This window comes from Angustibacter sp. Root456, from assembly GCF_001426435.1.
GTDB lineage: Bacteria > Actinomycetota > Actinomycetes > Actinomycetales > Angustibacteraceae > Angustibacter.
Map to the genome: position 1 here is coordinate 231874 of NZ_LMER01000020.1, position 17855 is coordinate 249728.

At 72.2% G+C, this 17855-nt stretch carries 13 protein-coding genes, 2 tRNA genes and 1 riboswitch; of the genes, 6 read left to right on the plus strand and 9 right to left on the minus strand.

Annotation, left to right across the window (positions count from 1 at the left end; all coding sequences use genetic code 11):
- Window positions 1–81 precede the first annotated feature (81 nt).
- Entirely contained in the window at window positions 82–1191 is a 1110-nt protein-coding gene (locus ASD06_RS15835; RefSeq protein WP_056679868.1) for a low specificity L-threonine aldolase, read from the plus strand.
- 9 nt (window positions 1192–1200) lie between these two features.
- Entirely contained in the window at window positions 1201–1554 is a 354-nt protein-coding gene (locus ASD06_RS15840) for a hypothetical protein (RefSeq protein WP_056679871.1), read from the plus strand.
- A gap of 19 nt (window positions 1555–1573) precedes the next feature.
- Here ASD06_RS15840 and ASD06_RS15845 read toward each other — a convergent pair whose 3' ends face one another.
- From ASD06_RS15845 to ASD06_RS15860, 6 genes are all read right to left on the minus strand, one after another.
- A complete protein-coding gene (locus ASD06_RS15845; RefSeq protein ID WP_056679874.1) occupies window positions 1574–2533 on the minus strand; it encodes an MEDS domain-containing protein in 960 nt (319 codons plus the stop codon).
- A gap of 270 nt (window positions 2534–2803) precedes the next feature.
- Entirely contained in the window at window positions 2804–3664 is an 861-nt protein-coding gene (locus ASD06_RS18630) for a sulfite exporter TauE/SafE family protein (protein ID WP_162248096.1), read from the minus strand.
- Window positions 3661–4908 carry a sulfate adenylyltransferase subunit 1 gene (locus tag ASD06_RS15850; protein WP_082538122.1) on the minus strand — a complete coding sequence of 416 codons (1248 nt, stop codon included), beginning with the start codon at window positions 4906–4908 and terminating at the stop codon, window positions 3661–3663. The genes ASD06_RS18630 and ASD06_RS15850 overlap by 4 nt, the downstream gene beginning before the upstream one ends.
- The gene (gene cysD / locus ASD06_RS15855; RefSeq protein WP_056679877.1) at window positions 4908–5828 is read right to left on the minus strand and encodes a sulfate adenylyltransferase subunit CysD; all 921 of its coding nucleotides are present in this window, start codon (window positions 5826–5828) and stop codon (window positions 4908–4910) included. The genes ASD06_RS15850 and cysD overlap by 1 nt, the downstream gene beginning before the upstream one ends.
- Window positions 5829–5957: 129 nt before the next feature.
- Window positions 5958–6077 carry a putative leader peptide gene (locus tag ASD06_RS20060; protein ID WP_369853768.1) on the minus strand — a complete coding sequence of 40 codons (120 nt, stop codon included), beginning with the start codon at window positions 6075–6077 and terminating at the stop codon, window positions 5958–5960.
- Between the two features lie 15 nt (window positions 6078–6092).
- A riboswitch (SAM riboswitch) is annotated at window positions 6093–6208 on the minus strand.
- Between the two features lie 157 nt (window positions 6209–6365).
- Window positions 6366–6438: transfer RNA gene (locus tag ASD06_RS15860), tRNA-Arg, on the minus strand.
- Between the two features lie 439 nt (window positions 6439–6877).
- On the opposite strand from ASD06_RS15860, the gene ASD06_RS15865 reads away from it, so the two are divergent.
- Window positions 6878–8737 (plus strand): phosphoenolpyruvate carboxykinase (GTP), encoded by a 1860-nt coding sequence (locus tag ASD06_RS15865; protein WP_056679880.1) that lies wholly within the window; start codon window positions 6878–6880, stop codon window positions 8735–8737.
- A 98-nt stretch (window positions 8738–8835) separates the two neighbouring features.
- Window positions 8836–10731 carry a penicillin-binding transpeptidase domain-containing protein gene (locus ASD06_RS15870; protein ID WP_082538123.1) on the plus strand — a complete coding sequence of 632 codons (1896 nt, stop codon included), beginning with the start codon at window positions 8836–8838 and terminating at the stop codon, window positions 10729–10731.
- A gap of 7 nt (window positions 10732–10738) precedes the next feature.
- Here ASD06_RS15870 and ASD06_RS15875 read toward each other — a convergent pair whose 3' ends face one another.
- Both ASD06_RS15875 and ASD06_RS15880 read right to left on the minus strand, forming a co-directional pair.
- Window positions 10739–11755 (minus strand): hypothetical protein, encoded by a 1017-nt coding sequence (locus ASD06_RS15875; protein WP_056679885.1) that lies wholly within the window; start codon window positions 11753–11755, stop codon window positions 10739–10741.
- 202 nt (window positions 11756–11957) lie between these two features.
- Window positions 11958–12044 (minus strand) — tRNA-Ser (locus ASD06_RS15880).
- Window positions 12045–12326: 282 nt separating this feature from the next.
- On the opposite strand from ASD06_RS15880, the gene ASD06_RS15885 reads away from it, so the two are divergent.
- Window positions 12327–13874: an LCP family protein gene (locus ASD06_RS15885; protein WP_056679888.1), complete on the plus strand. Its 1548-nt coding sequence runs from the start codon at window positions 12327–12329 to the stop codon at window positions 13872–13874.
- Window positions 13875–13892: 18 nt separating this feature from the next.
- On the opposite strand, the gene ASD06_RS15890 is transcribed toward ASD06_RS15885, so the two are convergent.
- A complete protein-coding gene (locus tag ASD06_RS15890) occupies window positions 13893–15530 on the minus strand; it encodes a long-chain fatty acid--CoA ligase (RefSeq protein ID WP_056679891.1) in 1638 nt (545 codons plus the stop codon).
- A 109-nt stretch (window positions 15531–15639) separates the two neighbouring features.
- Here ASD06_RS15890 and ASD06_RS15895 point away from each other — a divergent pair, with 109 nt between their 5' ends.
- Window positions 15640–17733 (plus strand): bifunctional diguanylate cyclase/phosphodiesterase, encoded by a 2094-nt coding sequence (locus ASD06_RS15895; protein WP_056679894.1) that lies wholly within the window; start codon window positions 15640–15642, stop codon window positions 17731–17733.
- Window positions 17734–17855 lie beyond the last annotated feature (122 nt).

Genomic DNA, 17855 nt, shown 5'->3' on the forward strand with positions numbered 1-17855 from the left:
TACGCGCTCGCGGCTGCTCGGCCCAGGTCTTTGCCGCCCGCGCACGGCGCTGCCCCCGCCCCGAAGCGGCAGAATGCGCCCATGACCTCAGCGCACGACCGTGAGCGCCGCGAGCGCGCCATCGCCACCGCCCGGCGCTTCGCCCAAGGTGCCGCCGTCGTCCCCGTGGCCGACCGGCTGCGGGCGCTCGCTGATGCCGCCGAGAGCCCGCTACCCGACCTCTACGGCGAAGGTGGCGACCTCGACGGGCTGGAGCGCGAGGTCGCGCAGGTCCTCGGCAAGCCGGCCGCCGTCTTCATGCCGAGCGGCACGATGGCCCAGCAGTGCGCGCTGCGCGTCTGGGCCGACCGCACGTCGCGTGACGCCGTCGCGGTGCACGCCCTCTCGCACCTGGTGGTGCACGAGGAGGACGCCCTCGAGGTGCTGCACCGGATCCGGCTCGAGCCGATCGCCCGCGAGCACCGCCCGCTCACCGTCGAGGACCTCGTCACGGCGCCCGGCCCCTACGCCGCGCTCTGCGTCGAGCTGCCCCTGCGCGACGCCGGCTACCTCCTGCCGTCGTGGGAGGACCTCGTCGACCTGTGCGCTGCCGCGCGCGACCAGGACATCCCGGTGCATCTCGACGGCGCCCGGCTGTGGGAGAGCCAGCCGTTCTACGACCGCGGCCTCGCCGAGATCGCCGACCTGGCCGACACCGTCTACGTGTCGTTCTACAAGGGGCTCGGCGGCATCGCCGGGGCGGCGCTCGCCGGCCCGCAGGACGTCATCGACGCCGCACGGCACTGGCAGCACCGTCACGGCGGCACGCTCTTCGGCCAGTACCCGTACGTCGTGGCGGCGCGCCGGGGCCTCGAGCGCCTGGAGGACTTCCAGGCCTACGCCGTGCGCGCCCGTGAGCTGGCGGTGGCGCTGGGCGCCGTCCCCGGGCTGCGGGTGCACCCCCAGCCGCCGCACACCAACGCCTTCGTCCTCTACGCCGAGGCCGAAGCCGAAGCCCTCACCGAGGCAGCCCTCACCCACGCCGAGCGCAGCCACGACTGGGTGATCGGACGGGTCGGCGCTGCCGACGTCCCGGGCTGGTCGACCACCGAGTTCACCGTGGGGCCGGCGACCATGGAGTGGTCCGTCAGCGAGCTCGTCGAGGCCGTGACCGCCATCGTCTCCAGTTGCGAGCGCCCGAGAAGCGAGTAGGTGTCAGGTATGACCACCTACCGCGTGAACAAGGCCGGCGCCGCCAAGGCCCGCGAGCTCATCGACGCCGGGAAGTACGACGACTCCACCGAGTGGTCGGACGCCGCGCCGTCCGCCGACGACGAGAACCACTACATCGACAAGCACGGCTACGACGGCTACGGCGAGTGGCACCTGGCGCTCGACACCGAGGCCAACGACGAGACGAAGGACCGCTACGGCTTCCCGTTCGGCGACTTCCGCAAGGTCAACCGCGCGGCGCTCATCCACGCCAAGCAGCGCGCGGCGCAGAACGACCACGACGCGGTCGCCAAGGAGGCCGACACGCTCCTGGAGCGTCTCGACGCCCACCGCGAGAAGTAGCGCGTCAGGGACGCAGCCGTCAGGCCGAGGCGGTGAGCTGCGCGTCCTCGAAGTAGAGCCGGACGGCGGTGCCCGGGCCCGTGGGGCGGACCGACAGGTCGTCAGCGATGCCGCGGGCGATCCACAGGCCGCGGCCGGAGTTCAGCTCAGGGCCGGGCGGTGCGTAGCCCGCGAGCGAGTCGTGCAGGCCAGGGCCGGCGTCGCTGACCTGCCACACCGTCGTTCGCCCGTCGCGCCAGTGCATCACCTCGGCCGGGACGCCTTGCTTCAAGGCGTTGGTCACCACCTCGTAGATGCCGAGCAGCACATCGGGCTGGCGGCTCGGCTGCATCACCGACGCCACCACCTCCTGCAGCTGCGCGAGCGCCGCCCGCGGGCGTGACACGACGATGACCGACGCCGAGGCCGGGGCGGGCGTCCACGGTGGCTCCACCGAGCGCAGGTAGGCCGTCGGCGACAGGTAGTCGGCGTTCGGCTCGGGCTCGCCGTCCCAGATGAGCGGGTGGGTGCGCAGCTGGTGCTCGATGCGCTCGGCGGGCACGTGGCGGGAGTCGTGCAGGCACAGGCTGTAGTACGGGTAGTGCGCGAAGGCGACGTTGGCTACCGCCTCGTAGCGCGACCACCGCTCGCCGCCCGGGTAGGCCAGCCACACCGGCTCGCCGATGAGGCGCCACGGCTCGCCCGCCTCGAGCAGCGGGCGCATCGACTCCTGGTAGGCCGCCAGCGTGGCCGGCGCTCCGTGCCACGCCGCCTCGGCCGCTTGCATCGCCACGCGCTCGACCAGCCGCTCGCCCAACGCGGCCACCAGCATCTCGCGCACGGGGCGCGAGGCGACCAGCACGACGGCCTGCCCCAGGTCGAGCCCCTCTTCGACGTACGGCAGGCACCGTCGCCGAACCGCCTCGTCGCTGTCGTAGACGAACGCCTCGTGAGCGAACTGATCGCCTCGCCAGTTCCCCACCGTCGGCGACGGGCTCATGCGGGGACCGCACTCCAGGGCATCTTCGTGCGGACTCGGACCATCGGCCCAGAGTAGGCGCGACCCTTGCTCGCGGCCAGCGCACGGGGCCCTGTGCGCCAGCATGATCTTGCTGGCGTCACGGCCTGGACGTCACCGAACGACTTGGTGACCGCCGCCAGGTGCAGGGCCGGTACGTCGACAGCCGCCCGAAGCCCGGCACGCAGGGGAGCTGGGAGCGTCATGCCACCGACTGTGCCGACCGGACGCGCCCCGGGCCCCGACCGTCCGTCACGACCTGGGCATGACAAACGTCATCAGCCGTCGGCTCGCCCACCACCCCAGCACGAGCAGACCCGTCACCACCAGCGCGGCCACCGGCGGGACGCGCACCAACGCCAGCGCCGACGTCCACACCAGCACGACCACCGCGCCACGCAGGACGCCCACCGGCGCCCGCGCAGACAGCCGGGCACCGACGTAGGTGGCCGGAACCGCTCCGACCACGAGAGCCGCAGCCACCGACAGCCGGACGTCCCCGAAGATCGCGTGCCCCAGCGCAGCCGCCGCGACGACGGGCACGGCCTGCACCAGGTCGGTGCCGACCAGCCGGTTCGCCCGCAGCGCCGGCTGCGTCGCGAGCAGCAGCGCCAGGATGACCGAGCCGGCGCCGACCGAGGTCAACCCGACGCAGGTTCCGCCGACCGCTCCCACCGCGACCGTGCTCCAGGCCGGGGCGGCTGGTCGGGTGGTCGCCGGAGCCTGACGCAACAACCGGCTCGCGGCCATCGCCGCCAGCGAGGCCAGCAAAACGCCACCCGTCACGACCCGCAGGTGCTCCTGCACCGCTGCACCGGCCCCCACGGCGCCCAGCACGAGGACGCTGCCGAACGCCATCGGCACAGCGCCCAAGCACAGTCGGCGCACCAGGAGCCAGTCGACCGTCCCGGCCCGCAGGTGCACGGCCGCACCGACCGGCTTCATGACCAGCGACGTCACCAGGTCGCTCGACACAGCGGTCAGCGGCGGCATCCCGAAGCCGAGCACGAGCAGCGGCGTGAGCAGGGCACCCCCACCCATCCCGGTCAGCCCCACGAGCAGGCCGACCAGCACCCCGGCGAGCACCAGCGGAGCCGTCGGCTCCGCCGTCACCCGGCGCCCCAGGGCAGGCGCCCGGCCATCCCCGCCGCGACGGTGGCACCGCTCAGCTCGTCGATCAGCACAAAGGCCCCGGTACGACGGTTGCGCGCGTAGTCGTCGAGCGGCAGCGGCTCGGCGGTCCGCACCGCGACGCGGCCGATGTCGTTGAGCGCCAACGAGTTCGCGGGTCGCAGCTGGGCCGACGTCACGTCGAGGACGCCCGTGGCGCGCACCTCGGCGCGGGTGGTGCGGGTCCCGTGCTTGAGCAGGTAGCGCCCGGGCACCAGGGGCTGCTCGGCCAGCCAGCAGACCGTGGCCTCCAGCTGCCGCACGACCGGCGGTGCGTCGTCGACATCGGCGATGACGCACCCGCGGCTCACGTCGACGTCGTCGGCGAGGCGCACCACCACGGACTGGCCCTCCACCCCACGGCCGACGGGTCCGTCGTACGTCTCGACGGCCGCCACGGTCGTGCGCACCCCCGAGGGGAGGACGACGACGTCGTCGCCGGGGCTCACGGTGCCGCCGGCGACGCGGCCGGCGTACCCGCGGTAGTCGCGGTCGGCCGCCCGCACGACGTACTGCACCGCGAAGCGCAGCCCGCTCACCGGCACCGTCGCCGCTGCCTCGACCTGCTCGAGGTGCTCCAGCACGGTTGGTCCGACATACCACGGCGCCCGGACCGAGCGGTGCACGACGTTGTCACCGTGCAGGGCCGACACCGGCACGGCCAGCACGTCATCGAAGCCCAGACCCGTGACGTGCGAACGGAACTCACGGACCACCCGCTCGAAGGCCGCCTCGCTCCACCCGACGAGGTCCATCTTGTTGACCACCAGCACCACGTGCGGGACGCGCAGCAGCGCCGCCACCGCCGCGTGCCGGCGTGACTGCTCGCTGATGCCGTGCCGGACGTCCACCAGCACGACCGCGACGTCGGCCGTGGAGGCACCGGTGACCATGTTGCGCGTGTACTGCACGTGCCCTGGCGTGTCCGCGAGGACGAAGGTGCGGGCCGGCGTCGCGAAGTACCGGTAGGCGACGTCGATCGTGATGCCCTGCTCCCGCTCGGCTCGCAGGCCGTCGGTGAGCAGCGACAGGTCGAGCTCGGTGCCTCGGCGCTCGCTCGCGTCGGCCACCGACGCGAGCTGGTCCTCCAGCACGCCCTTGGCGTCGTGCAGGAGCCGGCCGAGCAGCGTGGACTTGCCGTCGTCTACCGAGCCGGCGGTGGCGACGCGCAGCAGCGTGCTGGTCATCAGAAGTACCCCTCGCGCTTGCGGTCCTCCATGGCGGCCTCACCGGCCCGGTCGTCTGCGCGAGTGGCCCCCCGCTCGGTGACGCGCGTGACGGCGACCTCGGCCACGACCTCGGCCACCGTGCGAGCCCTCGACTCCACCGCGCCGGTGCAGGTGACGTCGCCGATGGTGCGGTAGCGCACCCTGCGCTGCTCCAGCACCTCGCCGGCCCGGCGCGGCAGGTGAGGTGAGTCGGCGAGCCACATGCCCTCGCGGCGGAACACCGCCCGCTCGTGGGCGAAGTAGAGCGACGGCACCTCCAGCCGCTCGCGCTCGATGTACTCCCACACGTCGAGCTCGGTCCAGTTCGACAGCGGGAAGACCCGCACGTGCTCACCCGGGCGGTGGCGGCCGTTGTAGAGGTCCCACAGCTCGGGCCGCTGCGCGCGGGGGTCCCACTGGCCGAGCTCATCACGCAGGCTGAACACGCGCTCTTTCGCGCGCGCCTTCTCCTCGTCGCGTCTCGCACCGCCGAAGACGGCGTCGAAGCGGTGCTCGGCGATGGCATCGAGCAGCGTGACGGTCTGCAACGGGTTGCGGCTGCCGCCCGGCCGCTCGTGCACTCGACCGCGAGCGATGGAGTCCTCGACGCTCGCGACGACCAGCCGGACGCCGAGCTCGCCGACCCGGCGGTCGCGGAACGCGATGACCTCCTCGAAGTTGTGCCCGGTGTCGACGTGCATCACCGGGAAGGGGATGCGCCCGGGCCAGAACGCCTTGGCGGCCAGGTGCAACATGACGATCGAGTCCTTGCCGCCGGAGAACAGCAGCACGGGGCGGTCGAGCTCACCTGCGACCTCGCGCAGGATGTGCACGGCCTCGGACTCGAGCAGGTCGAGGTGGCTCAGGGCCGATCTCGCCCGCAGTGGGGTGGCAGTCAACGTCTCTCCTCGGGAGCACGGGGACGCGCGCCGGCTCGGCCCACCGCCACGGGGCGGCGTGCGGGCATGAGGGCACGTCGAGATGGGGACGCCGACGAGCGGCGTCGAGGGAGTGCTAGAGCTGGCCGCTCAGCAGCAACAGGTGGCGCTGGACACGCGCTGGAGGTCGACGTGGCGACGCGACACCAGAACCAGGGCGGCGTGCGCCGAGCCTGCGGTGCGGGATCCGGCCACGGTTCCCCTTCTCATCAGGACCCTGTGCGGAGTCCGCGCTTGCGGCGACGGGGCGTCCGTCGTCGCCTGGTCCTCACCCGGAGCACCCCGCCGCGCAGGAGGGTTGCCGGCCAGCGAGCCGGGGCTTGGCGCTGGCGCTCATGACCGTGATCAGGAGGCTAGGCAGCGCCGCGGGCGGGGCGCAAGGACGTCGGCGAACGGTCCACCACGTGGGACGGCGGGCGCTGGGGGAGCCGCAGAACCCGGAAACGACAGCAGCCCCGGACATCTCCGGGGCTGCTGGGTGATGCTGTCTCAACTGCGCGCGCCCGAAGGGATTCGAACCCCTAACCTTCTGATCCGTAGTCAGATGCTCTATCCGTTGAGCTACGGGCGCCCGGCCAACTGGCCGCGTCGATAGTAGCGGACACCGCGCGTGCCCCTGAAATCGAGGCCCACCCCCCCTGCTGCCACCCAAACCCCCTTCCGCCAGCCCAACCGCTTTCCGCCAGCCGGCCGCGGCCTGAGCCGCGGAGGCACCACCAAGGCACCCCCCACCGGGCGCCAGCGTGGACGCGCTCTCACACAACGCCCCTGCCGGATCTCGCAAGGACGCCGCAAGACGCCGCAAGAAGTCCGCAAGAAGCGCCGCGCTTGTGAGTGATTTCACGAGCGGGTCACTCTTCTCGGCGTACCACGACGTGAGATGTGGGGCTACGGTGCTTGGCAACGCAGCCTCTGCAACGGATCGCCCTTGACGATCCGCGAGGTGACCGTTGGAGAAGCCGACGGTCGAACCAGGTCGACGATGACCGCGCGAAGGGACAGCCAGCGCCATGACTGCCGATACCTCCTCCACCACGAGCGATCTGAGCGTCGAGCCGGCTGCGCCGGCCGAGACCGCACCCACCACCCACGCCCGGCTGCAGGCCTGGGTGTCGCAGGTCGCCGAGCTGACCCAGCCCGACCGCATCCACTGGTGCACCGGCTCGGACGAGGAGTGGGCGCAGGTCACCGACGACCTGGTCGCCTCCGGCACCTTCGTGCGCCTGAACGACGACAAGAAGCCGAACTCGTTCTGGGCCGCCTCCGACCCCACCGACGTCGCGCGCGTCGAGGACCGCACCTTCATCTGCAGCGTCGACGAGAAGGACTGCGGGCCCACCAACAACTGGATGGCGCCGGACGAGATGAAGGCCATCATGACCGACCTGTACCGCGGGTCGATGCGTGGCCGCACGATGTACGTCATCCCGTTCGTGATGGGCCACCTGGACGCCGAGCAGCCGATGTTCGGCGTCGAGATCACCGACTCCGCCTACGTCGTCGCGTCCATGCGGATCATGGCCCGCATGGGCACGAGCGTGCTGCGTCGCATCGAGGAGCTCGACGCCGACTTCGTGCCGGCCCTGCACTCCGTGGGCGCTCCGCTCGAGCCCGGCCAGGCCGACGTCGCGTGGCCGTGCAGCGACACCAAGTACATCGTGCAGTTCCCCGAGGAGCGGATGATCTGGAGCTACGGCTCCGGCTACGGCGGCAACGCCCTGCTCGGCAAGAAGTGCTACAGCCTGCGCATCGCCAGCGTCATGGCGCGCGACGAGGGCTGGCTCGCCGAGCACATGCTGATCCTCAAGCTCACCAGCCCCGAGCAGCAGACCTACTACGTCGCGGCGGCCTTCCCGAGCGCCTGCGGCAAGACCAACCTGGCCATGCTCGAGCCGAGCATCCCCGGCTGGAAGGTCGAGACCCTCGGCGACGACATCGCCTGGATGCGCTTCGGTGAGGACGGCCGCCTCTACGCCGTCAACCCCGAGTTCGGCTTCTTCGGCGTCGCCCCGGGCACCAACGAGAAGACCAACCCCAACGCCATGCGCACCCTCGAGCGCGGCAACTCCATCTTCACCAACGTCGCCCTCACCGACGACGGCGACATCTGGTGGGAGGGCATGGAGAACCAGCCGGCCCACGCGACGTCGTGGAAGCACGAGGAGTGGACGCCGGAGTCGGGCGAGCTGTCGAGCCACCCCAACAGCCGCTACTGCACGCCGATCAACCAGTGCCCGATCCTGGCGCCCGAGTACGACGACCCCAAGGGCGTGCCGATCTCGGCCATCTTTTTCGGCGGACGCCGGGCCTCGACCATCCCGCTCGTCACCGAGGCGCGCGACTGGGTGCACGGGACGTTCATGGGCGCCACGCTGTCGTCGGAGACCACCGCGGCGGCGACCGGCCAGGTCGGTGTCGTGCGCCGCGACCCCATGGCCATGCTGCCGTTCATCGGCTACAACGCCGGCGACTACTTCCAGCACTGGCTCGACGTCGGCAAGAGCGCTGACGCCACCAAGCTGCCGAAGATCTTCTACGTCAACTGGTTCCGCCGCGACGCCGACGGCCACTTCGTGTGGCCCGGCTTCGCCGAGAACGCGCGCGTGCTCAAGTGGGCGATCGAGCGCATCGAGGGCCGCGCTGCCGCCGTCGAGACGCCGATCGGCCACGTGCCGACCGCCGAGTCGCTCGACACCGAGGGCCTCGACATGAGCGCCGAGGAGCTCGCCACCTGCCTCACGGTCGACACCGAGGAGTGGAAGGCCGAGATCCCGCAGATCCAGGAGTGGTTCGAGAAGTTCGGCGACAACCTGCCGACGACGCTCTGGACCGAGCTCGACGGCCTCAAGGCGCGCCTCGGCCTGGTCTGACCCGAGCGGTCTTCACCGGTCTTCACCTTCGCAGCACCTGCACACGACCCGAAGGACCCACGGCCTCGGCTGTGGGTCCTTCGGTGTTGGATGGACCAATGCGTCGAAACCGACCGTTGATCTGGGTGCTCGCTGCCGTCGTCGTCGTGGCGTTGGTGGCCGGTGGGGGACTGATCTGGCGTCAGCAGCAGCAGCGGGCCGCTGACGACGCGGCCCGGGCGGCCGCGGCCCAGGTCGCGGCTGCTCTGGCGAAGAACGACGTCAGCGGCGTCGCGTTCGCCGGCACCGATGGTGCGGCCGCGCAGAAGGCCTACGCGACGGCGGTCGGCAACCTGGCCACGCGGCCGACGTCCGCGAAGGTGACCTCGACGACGCGCGACGGTGACTCAGCGCGCGCCGTCATCGCCGTGACCCGCACGCTCGGCGGTGACGTCGAGTGGTCATACGAGCTGCCGCTCACACTGACGCACGACGCCGACGCCTGGCGCGTGCCGGCGTCGCAGCAGCTCGTGCACCCTGATCTGCGCGACGGCGAGAAGCTCCGGCTGCGCCGCACGACGCCCCCTCGCGCCGACATCCTGGGCGGTGACGGCAAGGCGCTGGTGTCGCTCGGCGACGTCGTCGACGTCGGCATCCAGCCCAGCCGCATCAAGGGCTCGGTGCCGCAGACCGTCACGAAGGTCGCCGGGATCGTCGGGGTCGACGCCGCGCCGCTGATCAAGCGCGTGCAGGCGGCTGACCCCAAGGCGTTCGTCGACGTCATCACGTTGCGGCGCAGCGACTACAACGCGGTGCGCGACCAGCTGCGCCCGATCCCCGGCGCGGTGTTCCGTGAGCGGCAGCAGTCGCTCGCCCCGACCCGCGAGTTCGCCCGGGCGCTGCTCGGCACGGTCGGGCCGGTCACCGGCGACATCGTGAAGGAGAGCAAGGGCCGCTACGTCGCCGGTGACGTCGCGGGCTTGTCGGGCCTCCAGCGCCAGTACGACGAGCAGCTGGCCGGCACGCCCGGCGTCACCGTCGAGGCGGTGTCGGTGGACGACAGCGCCGAGCCGCGCACGCTCTTCTCGAAGGACGCCGTGCCCGGCACACCGCTCAAGCTGACGCTGCGGCGCGACGTCCAGGAAGCCGCGGACACCGCGCTGCAGGGTCTGTCGCAGCCGAGCGCGCTCGTGGCCGTCGACGTGCGCACCGGCGCGGTACTGGCGGTGGCGAACAGCCCGGCTACCGGGCTCAACCGGGCGATGGTGGGCAAGTACCCGCCGGGGTCGACGTTCAAGGTGGTCACCACGCTCGCGCTGCTGGAGAAGGGCCTCAAGCCCTCCGACACCGTGCCGTGCCCCCCGACCGCGACCGTCAGCGGGCGCACGTTCAAGAACTACGAGAGCGAGAAGTTCGGGCCGGTGCCCTTCCACGTCGACTTCGCCAAGTCGTGCAACACCGCCTTCGTCGGCCTGTCGAAGCGGCTCGGCGACGACGACCTCGCCGCAGCCGCCAAGAGCCTCGGCATCGGCGCGAAGTGGGACCTCGGCACCAGCGCGTTCTCGGGCAGCGTGCCGGTCAACACCTCCGACGTCGACAAGGCGGCAGCCTCGTTCGGACAGGGCCGCGTCGAGGTGTCGCCGCTCGCGCTGGCCGTCGGCACGGCGTCGGTGGCCCGGGGCAGCTACGTGCCGCCGTCGCTCGTGCTCGCCGACAGCAAGCCCTCGGCGGAGCCGTCGGCGTTGCCCGCGGCGGCGGTGCAGACGCTGCAGTCGCTCATGCGCGAGGTCGTCACCAACGGCACGGGTGAGGCGCTGAAGTCGGTGCCCGGCGGCCCCGTGCACGCCAAGACCGGCACGGCGGAGTTCGGCACCGAGGTCCCACCGAAGACGCGGGCGTGGATGACCGGCTGGCAGGGCGACATCGCCTTCACGGCGTTCGTCGAGGAGGGCAAGAGCGGCGGCACGGTGGCCGGGCCGGTAGCTGCGCGCTTCTTGCGCGAGCTGAACGGCTGACTGCGGCTCACTCGTAGAGGACGTACTCCGGCTGCGGCCGGAGCGCCAGCACCTGCTGGGGCGTCATCATCGGGCCGTGGCGACGGTCCTCGTCGAAGAACAGCTTGAAGCCGGTGTGGATCGGGGCGGGCAGGTGCTTCACGAGGGTCGTCCACGTCGCCGTCTTCAACCGGCGTGAGCCGATGCCGTCGACGCTCTTGATCACCACGACGCCGGCCCGCTCCCTCAGCGCGGACTGACCGACGACGACGCTCGCCGCCACCTGGTGGAACACCAGCGGCTTCTGCGGCAGGTGGTGGCGGCGCACCAGAGCGTCGACGTACGCCGCCACCGAGTCGAGCTCGCGGCCCGTCATGCGGCCGAACGTCTGGCCGGGGACGTCACCCGGCTCCACGGCCCACTCCGGGTCGAGGGCGAGGCCGACGTCCGGCTGCTCGAGCCACCGCGCCAGACCCTTCACCAACGGCAGGAAGTCCTGACGGCCCGGTTGGATGTCGAGCAGCAGGAGCGCCCGGTGGCGGCGGGCGGCAGCAAGGTAACGGGCGATGACGGCGTCACTCACCCGGCTGTTGTAGAGGCCGTTGCGGCCGGGGGTGTCGTGCACCACGACCGTGATCAGCTCGAAGACCGGCAAGGGGGTGCGGCCGCCGGCGAGCGCCTGCGCCCGCCGTTCGATCTCGCGGGCCCGCGCGTCGATGTCGCCGACGCCGAGGCGTCCGAAGGCGGCCGAGCCCGCGCCGCCGGCGTAGCCGACCAGGCGGTAGTGGGGGAACAGCGTCGTCCCCCCGCGAGGCAGCTGGGCGGTGGTCGGGGACGGCGACGAAGACGGGGACGGCGACTCGGACCGCGACTCGGACGGTGACTCGGTCGGCGACGGGGCGCTGGACCCGTTCGCCGCCGCGTCGTGAGCGGACGAGGTCGAGCCGGACGGCCGCGCCGCCGCGCCGCCGGTGGGTGACGCGCAGGCCGCGAGCGCCAGCACGGCAGCGGCCGCGACCCCAGCTCGTCGACGTCCGTGCAGCATGGGAGCACCCTCGCGTACCGGGCCAATATCGTCCACTTCGGACTCGCGGCGCCGAACTGGGGAGGATCACTGCCTTCGCTCGTGGTCACTGGGTGCCCCAGCTGCCATAGGAAGGCAGCGGGGTGCCACCGCGCCAAACCTGGGGAGAGGTGCGGCGGGGAGGCGAAGGCCCCGACACCCACGAGGGCGCCGGGGCCGTCGGCGGAGGCGGCGGGATTTGAACCCGCGAGAGGTTTTATCCTCAACCCGCTTAGCAGGCGGGCGCACTAGGCCACTATGCGACGCCTCCCGGTGGATCCGAGCAGTGCCCAGGCGGCGAGCCGCGCGAGCCGGATCAGCCTACCGGGACGGCGGCGCCCGGCCAAAGCCAGCCCCGCACCGGTGCCTTCACGAATCTCTCACGACATCTCGGCACACTGACCGCCTGGCGTGGTGAACCCCGGCCGGCGGGATGGTGAAATAGGGGTGCGGGGGTGCGTCTGGGGGCCGGCCCCGAACCGATCGAGTGCCTGCCGTCGTCGCACGCCCCCGCGTCCACGCCGTCCAGTCCGCCCCGAGGAGTCCACGCCCGATGCACATGCGGCCGGCCTCCCCCAAGCACCGCGCCCCGCGTTCCGGCGGCACCGCCCGACAGCGGGGCCGGCACGTCAGCGACTACGGCGACGGGTTCGGGCGCTTCGCGGTCCTGGCCACGCTGGCGCTGCTGCCCGGCGCGGGCCTGGTCGCCACCGGCCGACGACGCCTCGGCGCGCTGCTGCTCCTGGTAGCCGGCGTGGGGCTGGCCGTGCTCGCCGCGGCGGCGCTGACCGGCGACGTCATCCAGCGCGCGCTCGCGGTCGCCGTCAGCCGGGGTCGCCTGCTCGCGATCGCCGCCGTCATCGTGGTGGTCGGCGTGGTGTGGTGCGCGACCATCCTCATCACCGCCTGGCGGGCGCGACCTCACCGCCCGACACCGTTCCAGGCCGTCGTCGGTCTGGTGCTGGTGGGCGCTCTGTGCAGCACCGTGGCCCTGCCCAGCGCGAAGGGCGCCCAGCTGGCGCTGGTGCAACGCGACCTCGTCGGGTCGCTGTTCGACGGCAGCACGCACTCGGCGAAGGGCGCCGCCAACCCGAACTCCAGGGCCCGCAACCCCTGGAAGGGCATCCCGCGGGTCAACCTGCTGCTGCTCGGCTCCGACTCCGGCTCCGACCGCACCGGCGTGCGCACCGACTCGATGATGGTGGTCAGCATCGACACCAAGACCGGCAACGCCACGCTCATCGGCCTGCCGCGCAACCTGCAGAACGTGCCGTTCCCCGAGTCGAACCCGCTGCACCAGCTGTGGCCGAACGGCTTCGACTGCGGCTCAGAGTGCCTGCTCAACGCCGTCTGGACCCAGGCGGTCCAGCACAAGGACCTCTTCCCGGGCGACCCGAACCCGGGCCTCACGACCACCCGAGACGCCATCAGCGAGGTCACGGGCCTGTCGATCGACAACGTGGTCACCATCGACATCGCCGGCTTCCGCGAGCTCGTGGACGCCATGGGCGGCGTCGTCGTCAACGTCCACCAGAGGCTGCCCATCGGCGGCGGCAAGATCAGCGCCAGCGATCCGCGCCCGCGCCCGATCACGGGCTGGATCGAACCCGGCCGGCAGCGCCTGTTCGGCGAGCGGGCCATGTGGTTCGCGCGGTCTCGCTCGAGCACCGACGACTACGACCGCATGCGCCGTCAGCGCTGCCTCGTCGGCGACCTCGTCAACCAGGTCAACCCGGTGCGTGTGCTCAACCGGTACGCGCAGCTGGCCGACGTGCTGAAGAACAACCTCACCACCGACATCCAGCAGGACGACCTGCAGGCCTGGGTGGTGCTGGCCGACCGGATGAAGAAGGCGCGGATCAACTCGCTGCCCCTGACGAACAAGGTCATCAACAGCGCCAACCCCGACTTCGAGGCCATCCGCAGCTACGTCGCCGATGCCCTCGCGCCCAAGCGGGCGTCGTCGAAGTCGAAGTCCTCGAAGACCACGGCCAGCACTCCGGCTCCGACCACCCCGGCGCCGACCACCCCCGCAGCGACCACGCAGAAGCCTGGAGCCACCGACAGCAAGGAGGCGCAGAACCTCTCCGACGTCTGCTGACGCCGGAGCGGCCGCGACTCAGCCGATCGTCTGCACCTCGAGCGCACCTTCGGCGTAGGACTTGCGCAGCACCTTCTTGTCGAACTTGCCGACGCTGGTCTTCGGCACCTCGTCGATGAAGGCCCACCGCTCAGGCAGCTGCCACTTGGCGAAGTGCTGGGCGAGGTGGTCGCGCAGCTCCTCGGCGTCAACGCTCTGGCCCTCCGCGACGACCACGGTGGCGAGCGGGCGCTCGCCCCACCGCTCGTCGGGGACGCCGACGACGCTGGCTTCCTTGACCTTCGGGTGGGCCATGAGCACGTTCTCGAGCTCGACCGACGAGATCCACTCGCCGCCGGACTTGATGACGTCCTTCGCGCGGTCGGTCAGCCGCAGGTAGCCGTTGGGGGACAGCGAGCCGACGTCGCCCGTGCGCAGCCAGCCGCCGTCGAACTTGGCGGGGTCGTCGTCCCGGTAGTACGAGCCGGTCACCCACGGCCCGCGCACCTCGAGCTCACCGACCTGCTCACCGTCCCAGGCCACCTCGCGGCCGTCGGGCCCGACGAGCCGGCCCTGCACGAGCGGCGAGAGCCGGCCCTGCGACTGCCGGTAGGCCCAGCGCTCCTCGCCCTCGGAGTCGGCGGGCGGCACCGCGACCGAACCCAGCGGCGAGGTCTCGGTCATGCCCCACGCGTGGACGACGTCGATGCCGTAGCGGTCCTCGAACGCCTTCATCAGCGCTGGCGGGCAGGCCGACCCACCGACGATGCACGACTGCAGCGTCGAGACGTCGGCGTCGGGGTGGGAGTCGAGGTACTGCAGCAGGTCGTTCCAGATCGTCGGCACCGCGGCGCTGTGGGTCACGCCGAGGGTCTGGATCATCTGGGCCAGCGGCTCGGCCTGGAGGAACCGGTCGGGCATGACCAGCGTCGCCCCCGACATCAGGGCGCCGTACGGGATGCCCCAGGCGTTGGCGTGGAACAGCGGGACGATCGAGAGCATCCGCTGGGCCTCGCTCATCGCCATGGCGCTGTTCATGCACACCTGCATCGTGTGCAGGTAGTTCGAGCGGTGGCTGTAGACGACGCCCTTGGGGTTGCCGGTGGTGCCGGAGGTGTAGCACATCGCGGCGCCGCTGTTCTCGTCCAGCTCGGGCCACTCGAAGGTGTCGGGCTGGGCGTCGAGCAGCTCGCGGTAGTCGTGCACCGTGCGGCCGTCGGCCCCGAGAGCCGCCCGGACGTCGTCCGGCACCGGCCCGTTGACCACCACGTGCCGCACCGTCTTCAGGTGCGGCAGCAGCTGGCTGAACGGCGCCGCCAGGGAGTTGTCGACCACGACGACGAGATCCTCGGCGTGGTTGGCGACGTAGATCAGCTGCTCGGGGAAGAGCCGGATGTTGATCGCGTGCAGCACCGCGCCCATGCTCGGCACGGCCAGGTACAGCTCGAGGTGCTCCTCGTTGTTCCACATGAACGTCGCCACGCGCTGGTCGGCGTCGACGCCGAGCCCGCGCAGCGCGTTCGCCAGGCGCCGGCAGTCTCGACCGACGTCGGCGTAGGACGAGCGGCGCGGCCCCTCCGGCGTCCAGGTGACCACCTCTGAGGTGCCGTGGGCGCGGGCGCCGTACTCGAGGATCTGCGAGATGAGCAGCGGGACGGGCTGCATCGTGCTCTTCATGGCCCGACTCTGCCACGGCGCGCCGCCGGACACGAGGCTTGCATCGCGCCAGGTCAGGCGGTAAGTGGGATTCCTTCAGCCGGTGGCCGCCAGTGCCGATCCAGTCCAGGTGACGAGTTCGACGACCCCGCGCCGGCAGCTGGCCTCGACGTGGCCGCCGGACGTCATCGACCTGCTCACCGAGGGCGTGGTGCTGCACGGCGCCGACGGCCGCGTCGAGCGCGCCAACCGCGCGGCTCACGACCTGCTCTCGCGCGACGACCTCGTCGGCGAGCAGGGCCTGGCGGTCTGGTCGTCCCTGCTCGGCCCCACGGGCCGACCCGTCGGCGAGGTGGAGAACCCCCTGCGGGTCGCCCTGGTCACCGGACGCCCGGCGCAGCGCGTGGTGGGGGTGCGCGGCGTCGACGGCTCCGTGCGCTGGCTCACGGTGCGCGCCGTCCCCCTCCCCCAGCATGGCGTCGACGACGCCGCGGACGTCCTCGCACCCCGGGCCGTGGTGGCGGTGCTCACGCCGCCGGACGACGACGCCGCCCTGGCCGCGCTGCGCGATCGCGACCACCTGCTGGGTGTCGCCCAGCGCATGGCCCGGCTCAGCGTGTGGCGCTACACCGTCGGCGCCCCCGGCGTGGAGTGGCTCGACGGTGACGACCGCGGCCTCGGCACCGACCAGCAGCGCACCCTGCAGCAGTATCTCGACGGGATCCACCCCGACGACCGCGCCGCCCACGACGAGCTCTTCGCGCGGCTGCTCAGCGAGCCCGGCGCGGACGAGGTCGACGTGCGGTACCGCTGGGAGGGCGGGTGGCGGCACTGGCACATGTGGGCCGAGTCGGTGGTCGGCGACGACGGCCAGGTCACCGGTCTGTGGGGCACCACCCAGGAGGTGACCGACCGGCGTGAGGCCGAGGCCGCCGTCCGCCGCCTCACCATGACCGACCCGCTCACCGGCCTGGCCAACCGCGCCCAGGCCGAGGACCGCCTGGCCGACCTGCTCGCTCACACCAGCACGGGCACCACGGGGTTGCTGCTGGTCGACGTCGACCGGTTCCACTCGGTGAACTCGCGCTACGGGCACCCCGTCGGTGACGCGCTGCTCGTGGCCGTCGGACGCCGGCTCGCGCACTGCACGGACTCGGACTGCACGCCGACCCGCCTCGGCGCGGACGAGTTCGGCCTGGTGCTCAGGCGCACCGATCCGGTGCGCGCTGAGCGGGCCGCCCGCGACCTGCACGCCCGGCTCAGCCAGCCCTACGACCTGCCGGGGGTGCGCGAGCCCGTGGTGGTGGGGTTCAGCGTGGGGGTCGTCGTGGCCCCGGCGTCCGGCCGGCTCACGCCGTCCGAGCTCTACCACCAGGCCGACCTGGCGGCGGCAGCGGCCAAGGCGTCCGGCGGCGACGACGTCGTCGTGTTCGACGGTGCGCTGCGGGCCCGCACGGTGACCCGCCTGGAGATGGAGGACCGGCTGCGGCTCGCCCTCAGCGACGGGTCGCTGCAGCCGCTCTACCAGCCACTGGTGTCGCTCGGCGCCGACGTCACAGGTGACCGGGTCACCGGCTGCGAGGCGCTCGCCCGGCTGAGCCGCGACGGCCGGCTGGTGCCACCGGTGGAGTTCATCGACGTGGCGGAGGAGACGGGGCTGATCGTCGACCTCGACGTCGCCGTGTTCGCCGAGGCCGTGCGGCAGGTGGCGACGACGCCACCGCACGCCGGCTTCGGGCTCGCCGTCAACCTCTCACCGCGCTCCCTGCAGGTGCCGGGGCTCGCCGACCGCGTGCGCGGCGTGCTGGGCTCGCGTGCCCGCTCGGGCACCGCGCTGCGGTTCGAGATCACCGAGAGCTGCCTGGCCGAGCCCACCTCGACGCTCGTCGAGAACCTGCGTGGCCTGCGCGAGCTGGGCGGCCGGATCGGGCTCGACGACTTCGGCACCGGCTACAGCGCGCTCAGCTACCTGCGGCGCTTCGACCTGGACTTCATGAAGATCGACCGCTCCTTCGTCGCCGACGTGTGCACCGACCGGCGAGCTGCCTCGATCGTGCAGGCGGTGATCGAGCTGGCGCACGCCCACGACCTCACCGTCGTGGCCGAGGGCGTCGAGACGGCGGAGCAGCTGGAGGCGTTGCGGCGCATGCGCTGCGACATGGTGCAGGGGTACCACCTGGGCCGGCCCATGCCCGCCGCCGACCTCATGCGCGTGGCCGCCTGACCTCCCGCCTCCTCGCCCACCCCCTCCTCGCCCACCCCCTCCTCGCCCACCCCTTCCCGGCGTGATCATGCACGCCAGCGCCACCGGGTGCGCTGACGTGCATGATCACGGGCGGGGTTGGA

Excerpts from the sequence above, each read along its gene's own strand:
- ASD06_RS15835 (WP_056679868.1), top strand. The coding sequence starts at position 82 with ATGACCTCAGCGCACGACCGTGAGCGCCGCGAGCGCGCCATCGCCACC.
- ASD06_RS15840 (WP_056679871.1), top strand. The coding sequence starts at position 1,201 with ATGACCACCTACCGCGTGAACAAGGCCGGCGCCGCCAAGGCCCGCGAG.
- ASD06_RS15845 (WP_056679874.1), bottom strand. The coding sequence starts at position 2,533 with ATGAGCCCGTCGCCGACGGTGGGGAACTGGCGAGGCGATCAGTTCGCT.
- ASD06_RS15850 (WP_082538122.1), bottom strand. The coding sequence starts at position 4,908 with ATGACCAGCACGCTGCTGCGCGTCGCCACCGCCGGCTCGGTAGACGAC.
- ASD06_RS20060 (WP_369853768.1), bottom strand. The coding sequence starts at position 6,077 with ATGAGAAGGGGAACCGTGGCCGGATCCCGCACCGCAGGCTCGGCGCAC.
- ASD06_RS15865 (WP_056679880.1), top strand. The coding sequence starts at position 6,878 with ATGACTGCCGATACCTCCTCCACCACGAGCGATCTGAGCGTCGAGCCG.
- ASD06_RS15870 (WP_082538123.1), top strand. The coding sequence starts at position 8,836 with ATGCGTCGAAACCGACCGTTGATCTGGGTGCTCGCTGCCGTCGTCGTC.
- ASD06_RS15875 (WP_056679885.1), bottom strand. The coding sequence starts at position 11,755 with ATGCTGCACGGACGTCGACGAGCTGGGGTCGCGGCCGCTGCCGTGCTG.
- ASD06_RS15885 (WP_056679888.1), top strand. The coding sequence starts at position 12,327 with ATGCACATGCGGCCGGCCTCCCCCAAGCACCGCGCCCCGCGTTCCGGC.
- ASD06_RS15890 (WP_056679891.1), bottom strand. The coding sequence starts at position 15,530 with ATGAAGAGCACGATGCAGCCCGTCCCGCTGCTCATCTCGCAGATCCTC.